This window comes from Pedobacter sp. 05L430 (assembly GCF_056397585.1).
Genome location: NZ_JBFTNT010000114.1, coordinates 1 through 13,760 on the forward strand (window position 1 = coordinate 1; position 13,760 = coordinate 13,760).

Below are 13,760 nucleotides of genomic sequence, written 5' to 3' on the forward strand. Positions count from 1 at the left end.
CTTCCGTAGAGGTAGATCATGCCCGAAGTTAATTTTATCGGCGAAACAAATGATGGTTGGCCTCCGCAAGAATTATTACTGATCTGAATTCCTTCAGACCATGGGCCTAACGGTGTTTTGGCCGTTCGGTAAGAAGTACCGGTTCCAGCGCAATAGCCACAGTTAGGGTCTGAATAAGTAAGGTAATAAATCCCCTTTCTTTCAAATAAAGAAGGAGCTTCTGTTTGCCCCGGTGTAATCGCTTTGGTAACTGTTCCACTGCCACTTAGGTAATCATCATTCAATTTTTCAATCACTATTGTCCCTTTTGATCTCCAATCGGTATAGGCGAGGTAGCCRGTCCCGTCTTTATCTACAAAAGTATCATGATCACCATTGTTCAATCCAGCGGCAGGAGCATCTGCGTTCACCGCCAATTTTGGTTCTGCAACTTCAGTAAACGGACCTGCTGGGTTTTTACTGGTAAATACCCGAAATCCTGAAACATTGTCGTAAACATTAATCCATAGTACATATAAAGAAGTCTTTTTGTTAAAAATTACATGCGGGCGAAAACAGCCATAAGTGCTTCCATTACACCTCGACTGCCACAGTGGAGTCTTTGCATCAAATAAAAAACCTTTGTCTGTCCAATGCACCATGTCTGTCGAAGTATAGGTTTTAAATCCACAAAAAGGTGCTTCTTTTTTACCCCACTGAAAACCGCACCCATAACTTGTGCCATACAGGTAATAAACACCTTCAAAAAATGCAATCTCTCCATCATGAGCATCAATGGCTTCTCCAACCGTACTAAACCTTGTAACCTGTTCAGAAGCATCATTGAAATTCCGAAAAGTAGCCTTTGTTTGCCCTTGAGCACTTACTGATAACAAGGCGATTGTAAACAGGATTAGCACAGCTAAATTGGATTTTTTGAAGAAGTACTGCATATTACACATGAAACACGATTGTTTAACTATTATCTATAGGAATAAACCAAATTTAAAGATTAAACACTTAAGCAAACTGTCCAATTTGATTAAAGAAATGTACTTTTTGATAAAAATCATCCAGAGGCTGCAGTGCTTTTTCTGAGTTTTATTCTATATTTAGCTAAACATGTAGCTTATGAAAGATGAAATAGAACAGTATTTGGCAGCACCCGGAAAAAAAGTATCCCTTAAAAACTATGATACCCGCTACAGGGGGAATCTGGAGAAAGAAGAAGGAAAGGAAAGGCTGGAAGAGATTAAACTTAAGTTAAATGCTGCTCAGGAAACACTATATGCAGAAAATACGCGCTCTGTATTAATTATTTTTCAGGCGATGGATGCTGCCGGGAAAGATAGCGCCATACAGCATGTAATGTCTGGCTTAAACCCACAGGGTTGCCAGGTCTACAGTTTTAAGGCTCCAAATTCCGAAGAGTACGACCACGATTTTCTATGGCGTCATTGTAAAGCCCTGCCGGAAAAGGGGAGAATAGGAATTCATAACCGTTCCCACTATGAAAACGTCCTCGTTTGCAAAGTACATCCCGAATATGTACTTAATGAAAACATTCCCGGATATCAGGATGTAAAAAAGATAGACAATGCTTTCTGGAAAAAGCGTTATGACAGCATCAGGAATTTTGAACAACACCTAAATGAAAACGGAACAGTTATCATAAAAATCTTTCTGTATGTTTCTAAAGAAGAGCAAAAGCAACGGTTTTTAGATAGAATAAATGATCCGGCAAAGAATTGGAAGTTTGCTTCGGGTGATATCGCAGAACGCAAATTGTGGAAACAATACATGACTGCTTATGAGGAGGCAATAACAGCCACCTCAACAGAAAATGCCCCATGGTATATTATTCCGGCCGATCAGAAATGGTATGCACGATTGGCAATCAGCCATATACTGGCCGAAACATTCAAAAAGCTAAACCTTAAATTCCCGGTTCTGGCAAAAGAAGAAGCAAAGAAACTGGATGATATAAAAGCACAATTATTAGATGAAGAATAGTTAATTATACTTCATCCTGAATTTTTTAAGGTCAGGTACACTTTTACGTTTCCTTTCCAGCTCATGCGCATAAATTGTCCGGCCAAGGTTTTTCATAAAGGGAAAGCATACCGTATCGTATTCGTATTTGTTGTCATTAAAAATGCCGTCCTCATTTGATTGAACAACGGCCGTAAGAAAGAATTCAATATTATTTTTGAAATCTACGAAATACGAATTGTCGATAATGAAACCGTAGGAGTCGCCATATTTATTAAATATCCTGATGTTCGAATCAATTTGAGCATCCTTATCCCTGCCATAGTACAGCATTTTGGCGTATGTTGGCCAAAATTCTTTAGGGTCATAAGCAGGGTAATCACTTTCAGTCGGCAATTTGCTCATATAAGTATAGATCAGTTTGTAATCGGCAGGCGTTAAATTAAACCGCTCCTTAATAGGGAAAGCCTCCGGATATATCAGTTTCCTCATCATCGCCTGCTGATCAGAAATGCTAAAAGCATTCTTATTTTCGAGGTTAAAAGGCTTATTTACCAGTTTATCTGTGCTGTCGAGATAACCCGTACCCATAACTGTATTTGTTAATGAAAGCACATATTCTTTAGGATCGTACTGTTCGGCCTGGCTGTACACCAGTTTATCTCCGTTATAGAATTTAATAGGATTGGTGTGTTTTGCCGTTTCACCCGCATCACCTATAGCCAACCGGTTTAAGATACGGCTGTTGTTAAAACCGTATTTCTTCAATTTGCTGTTAATTTCAGCGCGACCAATAAACTCGAACAATCGGTTAAATGCATCATTATCGCTGGTAAGTAATATCTTTTTGATGTAATGCTCAATAGAAGGCAGTCCATTTTTAGCAGTGCTATCACCCAGGACTTTAGTTTGAGCAGTATATGAACTGTCGGTAATCATGGTGCTTTTGGCGGTAAACCCGGCTATTTTAAGTTCATTTACTTTTTCAAGTGCAAAAATTACGGCTGCCAGTTTAACTGTACTTGCGGGGTAAAAGTACCTGTGGTCGTCCAGGTTATAACTATAGGTTTTAAAAACTGGCTTATGCCTCGCATCCCTGTCGATCTGAGTATAAAGAACCTGGATCTGGTTCTTTTGCGGATGGTTTAATACCCCTGCAAAAAGATCGGGGTGTTTAAGCATTAATTGCGCTATAAATGTAGTATCTGTTTTCTGAGCCATTGCATTCAGGCTAACCATAACAAGTAAAAAGGAGGCAAACTTCATCATCATAATAACAATAATAATGGGAATAAATATAAGGATAAAACGCGATTGTGAGCTGTTTTTACTATTAGTTAATTTTTGTGCAAATTGACTATAAAATAATGGCAAAATCAATCCCTGTTTTTAGGGATTTTATTACCTCTAATACATTATTACTACGTATATTTAACTGATAATTACAATCTTTATTATTGCTTTCAAAATATGAGTCAAAACGTCCTTATCCAAAGTAAGATTGATGATGCTATAGCTAAAATTTCTGCAATAGCAGAGGAACTGCCTGGCGTTGTTATTTTGCACGACCTTAGGGACTGGTCAGTTGCCTGGATGTCTGAAAGAGGGCTGCAGCAACTTGGCGTTTCTCTGGAGGATATCACCAAAATAACTGCCGAAGAATATTATACCAGGTATTTCAATGGAGATGACGCTAAAGATTATGTTCCTAAAATACTTGGCTTAATAGAGCAAAATAACGATGAGGACCTGTGTACTTTTTTTCAGCAGGTTCGTTTCTCAAATTCAAGCGACTGGAACTGGCATATGTCTAGCGTAAAGGTTTATATCAGGGACGAGGAAAACAAGCCATTGCTTGTCATAACAATCGCTTTACCGATTGATTCGATGCACCACATGACCGTTAAGGCATCTCGGCTGCTCGAAGAGAACAACTTTCTGCGCAACAATTACCACCATTTCACTAAATTAAGTTCCCGGGAACGTGAAATCCTGGGTTTAATGGCATTAGGTAAATCCTCTTCAGAAACAGCAGAAAAGCTTTTTATTTCAACAAGCACCGTCGAAACACATAGAAAAAACATCAAGCAAAAACTCAACACGCACTGTTATTACGAGATCTGCCAATATGCAAGAGCATTCGATTTAATATAGAAAGCTAATCAGGCTTGCTTCAAGGTAATTATTTAAGTACATTTGCAACGCTTTTGGTTCCCGATGTGCTTATTCGGGATTAAAAGGGAATACGGTGTAAATCCGTAACTGTCCCGCAGCTGTAAGCTTCATAACGGTGTTCAAATCAAGGCCACTTTTTCTGATCCTTTAAAAGGGATTAAGGATTGGGAAGGCAGAATAATCGGAAGTAAGTCAGAAGACCTGCCATAAGTGGTAATATTTCATAGCTTTCGGGGATTGAAGCTTGGAGTGAGTGCTTGTTTATTGTATTTCATTTCCTTGATCTAACTGTTTGCTGTGGGTAATAAGCTCACAACAAAATGAAAAGAAGTAAAAACGCTTTTACAGGCGTAAAGTCTATTTTTTTTACTTTTCTGGCTATTATATGGCTGGGCATGTTTATGGCTGTTCAGTCGTTTGCCCAAACCGATTCCATAAAACGCAACACTACAGATTCTGTAAATAAGGTTAATCACCTTAAAGAAGTACAGATCAGGAAAATAAAGATCACCAAGAGACAAACTTCTTCAACACCCTTACAAATATTATCAGGGGCAGAGCTCGAAAAACTAAACAGCCTTTCAGTAGCTGATGCTGTTCGTTTCTTTTCTGGTGTGCAGCTTAAAGATTATGGTGGCATTGGTGGTTTAAAAACCATTAATGTGCGCAGCATGGGCACTAACCACACCGCAGTTTTTTATGATGGCGTGCAATTGGGCAATGCACAAAATGGCCAGGTAGACCTTGGTAAATTCTCATTGGATAATATCGAAGAGATAGAACTTTATAACGGACAAAAAAGCTCCATTTTTCAATCTGCAAAGGGATTTGCCTCAGCCAGCTCACTATATCTTACGTCAAAACAACCGGATTTTCCAGCCGGTAGAACCCAAAAAATTCGTGCATCAGTAAAAGGAGGGTCATTCGGGCTTATAAATCCATCTTTATTGTGGCAAAGTAAAATAAGTAAGAATGTTTACAGCACCTTAAGTGCGGAATATAAAAATGCCAATGGCAAATATAAATTCCGATCTACCAATGGAGTATACGATACTACAGCAGTAAGAAAAGACGGTTACATTGAAACGATGAGGTTGGAACTGGGATTAAACGGAGTATTGCCCGACAGTAGTAAGTGGAAGGTAAAACTATATGGTTATAAAGACAACCAGGGCTTGCCGGGTGCGGTTGTCAACAACGTGTTTGCATTTTCACAACGGATGTGGAATAAGAACTTTTTCGCTCAATCTTCATATGAAAAGAATGTAGGTAAGTACAGTTTGCTGGCAACAGCCAAATATGCAAATGACAATCAACGTTACTTAAATCCGGATATCGTAACAGTTGATGGATTACAGGAAAACAATTTTCATCTACAGGAAATATACGTGTCTCTGGCCAATAAGTTTAAAATTACCAATTACTGGGATGTTGTATTGTCTACAGATTACCAGCGGAATGATTTAAATGCAGACCTCTACCGCTTTTCATATCCCGTAAGAAACACCATCTTAACGGCTTTGGCTACCCAATTTCGCTTTGCTAAATTTGACATTCAGGCCAACTTATTAAGCACCCTTAAGTACGATAAGACTCAAAGCGGACCGGCAGATGAAAATAGAAACGAACTAACACCAACGGTTATGCTCTCATGGCAGCCTTTTAATCAGAAAGAGTTTAGACTGCGTTCGTTCTATAAAAGCATTTTCCGTATGCCAACCTTTAACGACCTCTACTACACCAATTACGGATTTACCGTTTTAAAACCCGAGTATACAAAACAATACGATTTAGGGTTTACTTATATAAAAGGGTACGAGGGTAGGATATTGAGCCAGTTTTCTATACAGGCGGATGCCTATTATAACAAAGTTAAAAACAAAATAGTTGCCGTTCCGGGAAACAGTCAGGCAAGATGGAGTATGCAGAACCTCGGGCTTGTAGAAATCAAGGGGATAGATGTGAACATACAATCTGCATGGCAGCTTACCGATTACATTAACTTTACAACAGGTCTTACCTATACCTATCAAAAGGCAATAGATGCAGATAAAGCCTCAGCAAGCTATAAGGATTTAATTCCTTACACGCCAATTCACAGCGGATCATTTTTAGCAAGTGCAGCGTATAGAAATTTCTCAATGAATTACAGCTTCATTTATACCGGAGAACGTTATAATCAAAGTACAAATAACGTATACAACTATGTACAACCATGGTATACTCATGATTTAGCCTTGCATTGTAACACAAAAATAAATAGCCGGGAAATTCGCCTTACCGCAGAAATCAATAACCTGTTAAATCAGGATTATGAAGTGATTACGAACTTCCCTATGCCCGGTCGCTATTATCGTTTTGGATTAACCTATAACTATTAGCACTTATGAAAAAGAATAAATTACTTAATGCCATTAGTTTAGTACTTCTAATTACTACAGTTGGACTTACGGTATCTTGTCGTAAAGACCTTAAGCCGGTACCTGAGCAACAAGAGAGCCTTTTACCTCCTGATCCATCCGCTCAGGTTAAAGGATTTTATATCGTGAACGAGGGCAATATGAATATGAACAAGGCATCTTTAGATTACCTTGATTATACTACCGGAATTTACAGAAGAAACATTTATAATGAGGTAAACCCCGAAATAGTAAAGGGATTAGGTGACGTTGGTAATGATATAGGGGTTTATGGCTCCAAGCTATATGTAGTAGTTAACGTATCCAATAAAATTGAGGTTTTGGATGTTAAAACCGGTAAACGAATCAAACAAATTAACATCACCAATTGTCGGTATATCACATTTAACCAAGGCAAAGCTTATGTGAGCGCGTATCTTGGTACAGTAGGAGATCCTAATGCACCATTAGGAATTGTAGCCCAAATAGATACTGGCTCCTTAACAGAAATAAAAAGGGTAAATGTTGGCCGGCAGCCCGAAGAAATGGCTATTGTAGGTCAAAAGCTTTATGTAGCAAATTCAGGCGGATATAGTCCTCAGAAATACGAAAGAACCGTTTCTGTTATAAACCTGAATACATTTTCTGTCACCAAACAAATAGATGTAGCCATCAATTTACACCGATTAAAGTCTGATAAATATGGTGATCTTTATGTAACCTCAAGAGGGAATTATTTTGACATCCCCTCAAAAATGTTTGTAATAGACACCAAAACAGATCAGGTAAAAAAGACTTTTAACATCGCGGTAAACAACCTGGCTATTGATGGAGATGTCGCTTATTACTATGGTTCAGAATGGAACTATAATGAAGCGAAATACACCATAACCTACGGTATGCTCAACGTAAAAGACGAAGTAATACTCAATCAGAAGTTCATTACAGACGGAACAGAGAAATCAATTACCATTCCTTATGGAATAGCTGTGCATCCCATTACCAGGGAAGTTCTGGTTACGGATGCCAAAAATTATGTTTCACCAGGCACACTTTACTGTTTTGATCCCAGCGGGAAAAAGAAATGGTCGGTCACTACCGGAGATATTCCCGCTCACTTTGCATTTGTATATAAATAACCATATCTAAATTAAAAATGAAGTTCAATCAAAACGCAATTCTTGGTCTTTCAGCAGTTTTACTTTTCCAGCTGTGTTTAAGCTCCTGTTCAAAGGACGACAAAACTATTGATGAAGATACTTACGTACCGCGTCCAATAACTAGTACGAGCAGTAAGTTTATCACCAAGATCTATGAATATCAGCCGGCTCCTGGTCAATTTATAAATGAGTCTCTGGGCAGTCCTGAGGGCGCGCAGAAAATTATAGGTGATGTTAGAAATACCATTTTGGTATCGTTGGGCGCCTATGGAGGTTTCATTACGTTTGGGTTTGATCATTCTATAATTAATAAAGATGGAAATGACCTGGCTATTTATGGAAATCCTTTAGGCCCAATACAACAATGGTCTGAGCCAGGCATTGTTCAGGTTAGTCAGGATAAAAATGGAAACGGTTTACCCGACGATGAATGGTATGAACTTGCAGGAAGTGAGCATACGGCCGCCACAACAATTAAAAACTATGAAATCACTTATTATAACCCCAAAGCAACAGCAAATGTAACCTGGAAAGACAATCAAGGTAAAGCAGGAAGCGTTGAGGTAAATAGATTTCATAACCATAACTATTATCCGCTTTTCGCTGCAAACCAGGATAGCATCAAATTTAAAGGAACTCTGCTGAAATCAACATGGGGTAAAATAGAGAGCATTTTCGTAAACCTCGCATTTGAATGGGGATATACAGATAGCTATTCAACCGGCGATGATTACGATAACAAACGTTACAACTCATTCGATCTATCCTGGGCCGTGGATAAAAACGGCAACAAAGTAAATCTTACTGCTGTTGATTTTGTAAAGGTATATACTGGTCAAAATGAAAAAGGAAACACTTTACTTGGCGAAATATCTACAGAAGTAGGGGGTGCCGCTGATTTAAATATAAAATAAGTAATTATCTATAAGATGAACTATAACAAACTCATACTTTGCTTTTTAGGCGGGTTTATTACACTAACCATCGCCTGTAAAAAAGATAAAGTTAACGGTGGCGATGAACCCGAAGCTTTAATGCCAAAAGAAACCATTGGCGTTTATATGTTGTGCGAAGGCACCATGAATAACAATAATGGCGCTATTTCATACTACAATGTCAAAACAGGCGCATCAGAAAAGGATTACTTTAAAAAAGTAAACGGATATGCATTGGGCGAAACCGCGAATGATTTACAGCGCTACGGCAGTAAAATGTACTGTGTAGTTTCAGGAATACAAGGAGGTAAAAACTCTTATCTGGAAGTTATAGACGTTGCTACAGGAAAATCATTAAAGAGAATTCCTTTCTTTGATGCTGACGGCGAATATATGCCACGTTATGTAGCTTTTAACAAAAACAAAGCTTATGTATCTGGTTATGATGGAAAAATCACCCGTGTAGACACAGCAACTTTAGCTATTGACTCAAGAGTTGCAGTGGGTGGGGCACTTGAAGGGCTGGCCGTAGTAAATAACAACATCTATGTTACCAATTCCGATCATCCGATTCATCCCAACGGCAAAAAGGATGTAGTTTCTGTTGTGGATCTAACCACATTTACAAAAACACAGGATATCGAAGTTATCCATAATCCGGTTAGGATCGCAGCAGCAGGAAATGGAGATTTATTGGTAATTTCATGGGGTAATTACGACGACATCAATCCAGGTTTAACACGAATTAGCAGTACAACAAACAAGGTTACAGGTAACTACGAATACAGCGCAGGAGCATTGGCAATAGGAGGTAATACTGCTTATTTAAGTCTGGATTGGGGTGCATCTATAAAACCATTTGATGTAGGCACCGGTGTAATGGGTAAGGAGTTTATCACAGACGATACCATTATCGGGAGCATTTACGGAATAACCTTGAATCCGGTAGGTAACGAAGTTTACATAGGGGACGATAAAAATTATGCAACAGAAGGAAAAGCATTTTGCTTTGGTGCCGATGGTAAAAAGAAGTTTGAGTTTGCAACCGGCCCTTTACCACAACATGCAGTATTTAATTACGGATATTAATAAAAATATATAAAAACAATAATCATGAATAAACCAGTACTAAATTATAGAAAACCAGGATTGCTCGCAATCCTTGGTTGTGTTTTAGGATTAGCATCCTGTAAAAAAGACAGGCTTCCTGCATTAGATCCGCAACCCGTTTCTACAGCCGGTGTGTATGTATTGTGCGAAGGATTTTTTGGCGGGACAAACAATAGTACCATCACTTATTACGACATTGCTAAAAACGAAGTCACACAAGATTATTTCAAACTGAAAAATGCAATTCCTTTGGGAACTAATGCCGCCGATTTAAAACAATATGGCAGCAAAATGTATTGCGCTGTAACAGGAGCAAAAGACACCAAGCAGGATTCCTATATTGAAGTCATTAACATAGTAACAGGAAAATCTATTAAAAGAATCCCCTTCTTTGATGACAGTAAAGATTTTATGCCTCGCTTCATAGCTTTCTATAAAAACAAAGCATATGTGTCTGGTTACGATGGTTACATTAGTAAAATTGATACGGCAAGTCTGGCTGTCGAATCAAGAATTCAGGTTGGTGGTGCATTAGAAGGTTTGGCAATAGTAAACGGCAAATTATATGTAACAAACTCTGATCAGTTTGATTACCCTAGTCCCAATAGCACATCAGTTTCTGTGGTCGATCTAACAACATTTACAAAGAAATTAGACATCAATGTTGGTTTTAATTCTACAAAAATTGCAGCAACTGCAAATGGCGATCTGTTTACAGTTGTAAAAGGAAATTATGCAGATATTCCAGCTCAACTGGTTAAATTGAGTAGCGTAACGGATAAAAAAGTTAGCTCTAATGAAGTTAGTCTCGAGTATTTGAACATTACAGGAACAAAAGGTTTTGTAATTGGTGATTACCTAGATCCATATCTTAAAACATTCGATATATCAACTGGCACACTTAATGGAAATTTTGTTACAGATCAGACTGCAATTAAAACCCCTTATGGCATCACTGTAAATACGCTAAACAATGATGTTTACATTGGAGATGCTGCAGGTTATGCAGTTACGGGCAAGTTCTTCTGTTTCGGTGCCGATGGTAAAAAGAAATTTGACTTTGCTACAGGTACTTTACCTCAAAGTGCGGTATTCAATTACAACTATAAATAACGATATTGTATTCCTTAAGTAAACCTGTTATGAACATTAAACATTACCTACTTTTCGCCTTATTGAGCATTAGTGTTCTATCTGCCTGTACAAAAGACGAGGATGCAGAGCAGGCTCCGGTGGTTAAAATGAAAATTGAAGATAGCCCTATAAACGGCAAGGTCAATGAAAAGATCGCATTTTCAGCTTTTAATGTCAACGATAAGGTTTATGATCAGGAATGGAAATTAGAAGGTGAAGTTACCAGTAATACCTCCACTTACGATTTTACCCCGCTAAAAGCAGGTATATATAACATAGAGTACACTGCTACAAATAGCAGTGGCTCTTTTAACTATAAATATGTGGTTAATGTTGGCATCCCAACAGTGCCTTCAAATCCTGGAAGCAATAATTACGTAACCAAAGTATTTGAATATTTACCAGCTCCGGGGCAATTCACCAATAAATCTCTAGGAACACTAGAGGGTGCAAAAAGCATCGAGGGTAAAGAGGGTATTGTATCTCTGGGTGCCTGGGGTGGATACATTGTACTCGGTTTCGACCATACGGTGATCAATGAAAATCAGAAAGACGACATTGTTATTTATGGCAATGCCCAGTCAAACTGGGCAGAACCCGGAGTAGTATGGGTAATGCAGGACGAGAATGGAAACGGTAAACCTGATGATACCTGGTACGAGCTAAAAGGAAGTGAGTTTGGCAAGGAAGGATACGTTCGCGATTACGAAGTAACTTATACAAAACCAACTACAGGCGGCAGCGTATCATGGAAAGACAATAAAGGAAAAACCGGTGTAGTTACCATTGCAGGGGCTACCTCACAGGCATTTCCATCATGGGTAGAAGGTAACGAATACACACTTAAAGGCACATTGCTGCCTTCCTCGGGCATTAAACCTGAAACGCCAACATATATTACCAGTGCACCATTTGAATTTGGGTATGCCGATAATAAGGTAGGTGGTGACAATATAGATATTGCCAATGCTATCGATAAAGACGGTAAAGTGGTACATCTTGCCGGCATAGATTTCATCAAAATTCAAACGGGTATCCAGGCAGATCTTGGCTGGTTAGGCGAACTGTCGACCGAAATATTAGGTGTGTGATTAACGAAGGCTGGTATGGTCATGGTACAGGTTCAGTAACCTTTTTCGACGCTGTTTCAGGCACATTAAAAGACAGCGTTTTTCAGAAAGAAAACCCTGGAAAAGACTTTGAGCCTAAAAGCTCAACCATTCAGTTTGCAACCATATTCAATAAAAATTTATATGTAGTAAGTAAAATAGGTGGCCCTGTTGTAGTAGCTGATGCTAAGACACTTAAAGAAATTGGCCGTATTCCTGCATCGCCTCAAAGCGATTGGCGTGCTTTTGTAGGTCTCGACGAAAACAATGGCCTTTTAAGTAGCAGCAAAGGTATCTTTAAAGTCAACCTTAAAACTTACGCCGCTACACAACTTGCCGGAACCAGTGGCCAAACAGGAGATATGTTTAAAGCTGGAAAATACGTTTACACCCTTTCTCAATCAGAGGGAGTAGTAATTTACAATGCTGCAGATCTTACAGTAGTTAAAAAAATAAAAGATGTTACGCTGGGTTTTGCTCAAACTCCAAACAATAAAGTATGGTATACAAAAGGAAAATTCCTTTATAACTCCGATCCTTTAACCTTAGCTACCGATAGTGTAGAATTGCCTTTCACACCTGTAGGCACATGGTTTGCCTGGTTTTCATCGCCAATAATCGCATCTACCCAAGAAAACACCGTTTACCTGTTAAAATCGCCGGGATTTGGCGGGGGTAAAATGCTGTACAGATATATCGAAGGAAATAAAGCATCACTTGACCAGCCTTTTATAACCACTCCTGATAAGCAGTCATTCTACAAAAAGAACCTTGGTTATTATGCTAAAACCAACCAGATTGTAACCACAACAGTTCAAGACGGTTATGGAACCAATTATGGCGTAAACAACATTTACTTTTACGATGCCACATCGGGTAACTTAGTTAAAAAGATTCCTTACGAAGGATATTATTTCCCGGCAACGTTTGTGTTTCATTAAAATATAACGGTTTTCATAATAAATGCCTTGTTTTTTTATACCATAGAAATAATATAACTTTGTGTTATAATTTTAAAAATATGTCTGAATTTAAATTCAATCCACGTACTGCCATTCTTTTGCTAATTATTGTAGTGATCAGCCTCATTCGTGTTGCTGCACCACTTTCTGATAATTTCAAAGAAATTGCAAATTTCTCTGCAGTAGGGGCGATAGCCTTATTTGGAGGAGCATATTTTAATAACAATTATAAAGCCTTCGGATTTCCCTTGTTGCTTTTATTGTTAAGCGATATTTTCATCGCAAAAACATCTGGTTACGGCTTCTTTTATGCAGGCTGGTACTGGACCTATATCGCGTTTGTGCTAATGGTTCTGGTTGCCAAGCTCATCATTAGAAAGGTAACGGTATTAAGTTTCCTTGGTGCATCTGTATTAGCAGTTCTGGTACACTGGATTGTTGCCGATATTGGTGTGATGTATTTCCCGGGATTGTACGAGCCAACCCTGGCAGGATACATTAAATGCTTWGGCGCAGCAGTACCTTACGAAAGGTTATTCCTTTACGGAACACTTGCTTACGGTGCCGTTATGTTCGGTGCATTTGAGGTATTAAGAGCCAAGTATCCCCGTTTAAGTTTATCAGCAAATACAGCGGTATAATTGTAATTAAAGTATTTATTATATTAATATTATATTGAAATATTGAAGGCTGTTCTAAAGAACAGCCTTTTAAATTTAAAAGGAAATTAGTTGTGGTCAGTCATACTGAAGTAGCTCGTCATCCTGAGAACCGAATAGCACACCCCGTCATCTCGGGGAATTCG

Annotated in this window: 12 protein-coding genes and 1 riboswitch; of the genes, 10 read left to right on the forward strand and 2 right to left on the reverse strand. The window is 38.5% G+C overall.

Features of this window, described 5'->3' with window-relative positions; genetic code table 11:
• Positions 1–932, reverse strand: a 932-nt coding sequence (locus AC1DG9_RS15305) for a family 43 glycosylhydrolase (RefSeq protein ID WP_477634838.1), incomplete at its 3' end; no start/stop codon positions are given.
• A gap of 178 nt (positions 933–1,110) precedes the next feature.
• Between AC1DG9_RS15305 and AC1DG9_RS15310 the strand changes: the two genes are divergently transcribed.
• The gene (locus AC1DG9_RS15310; protein ID WP_288883745.1) at positions 1,111–1,992 is read left to right on the forward strand and encodes a polyphosphate kinase 2 family protein; all 882 of its coding nucleotides are present in this window, start codon (positions 1,111–1,113) and stop codon (positions 1,990–1,992) included.
• Here the strand turns inward: AC1DG9_RS15310 and AC1DG9_RS15315 are convergent, their stop codons facing one another.
• Positions 1,993–3,243, reverse strand: a complete 1,251-nt coding sequence (locus AC1DG9_RS15315; RefSeq protein WP_288883746.1) for a serine hydrolase — start codon at positions 3,241–3,243, stop codon at positions 1,993–1,995.
• 198 nt (positions 3,244–3,441) lie between these two features.
• Between AC1DG9_RS15315 and AC1DG9_RS15320 the strand changes: the two genes are divergently transcribed.
• The 9 genes from AC1DG9_RS15320 (at position 3,442) to AC1DG9_RS15360 (ending at position 13,596) form a co-directional block, all read left to right on the forward strand.
• Positions 3,442–4,125, forward strand: a complete 684-nt coding sequence (locus AC1DG9_RS15320; RefSeq protein WP_337714876.1) for a helix-turn-helix transcriptional regulator — start codon at positions 3,442–3,444, stop codon at positions 4,123–4,125.
• 37 nt (positions 4,126–4,162) lie between these two features.
• Positions 4,163–4,369, forward strand: a riboswitch (cobalamin riboswitch).
• A 97-nt stretch (positions 4,370–4,466) separates the two neighbouring features.
• Positions 4,467–6,527, forward strand: a complete 2,061-nt coding sequence (locus AC1DG9_RS15325; RefSeq protein ID WP_337714874.1) for a TonB-dependent receptor — start codon at positions 4,467–4,469, stop codon at positions 6,525–6,527.
• A gap of 5 nt (positions 6,528–6,532) precedes the next feature.
• Positions 6,533–7,684 (forward strand): YncE family protein, encoded by a 1,152-nt coding sequence (locus tag AC1DG9_RS15330; protein ID WP_288883749.1) that lies wholly within the window; start codon positions 6,533–6,535, stop codon positions 7,682–7,684.
• Positions 7,685–7,701: 17 nt separating this feature from the next.
• Positions 7,702–8,619 carry a PKD domain-containing protein gene (locus AC1DG9_RS15335; protein WP_337714872.1) on the forward strand — a complete coding sequence of 306 codons (918 nt, stop codon included), beginning with the start codon at positions 7,702–7,704 and terminating at the stop codon, positions 8,617–8,619.
• Positions 8,620–8,634: 15 nt separating this feature from the next.
• Complete coding sequence (locus AC1DG9_RS15340; protein WP_288883751.1) at positions 8,635–9,729, forward strand: YncE family protein; 1,095 nt, start codon at positions 8,635–8,637, stop codon at positions 9,727–9,729.
• A gap of 24 nt (positions 9,730–9,753) precedes the next feature.
• Positions 9,754–10,863, forward strand: coding sequence for a YncE family protein (locus tag AC1DG9_RS15345; protein ID WP_337714870.1), 1,110 nt, complete (start codon positions 9,754–9,756; stop codon positions 10,861–10,863).
• Between the two features lie 29 nt (positions 10,864–10,892).
• Entirely contained in the window at positions 10,893–11,975 is a 1,083-nt protein-coding gene (locus AC1DG9_RS15350; protein WP_477634839.1) for a cell surface protein, read from the forward strand.
• Entirely contained in the window at positions 11,972–12,934 is a 963-nt protein-coding gene (locus AC1DG9_RS15355; protein ID WP_477634840.1) for a DUF5074 domain-containing protein, read from the forward strand. Before AC1DG9_RS15350 ends, AC1DG9_RS15355 begins: the two co-directional genes overlap by 4 nt.
• Positions 12,935–13,014: 80 nt before the next feature.
• A complete protein-coding gene (locus tag AC1DG9_RS15360; RefSeq protein ID WP_477634841.1) occupies positions 13,015–13,596 on the forward strand; it encodes a DUF6580 family putative transport protein in 582 nt (193 codons plus the stop codon).
• The last annotated feature ends 164 nt before the right edge of the window (positions 13,597–13,760 follow it).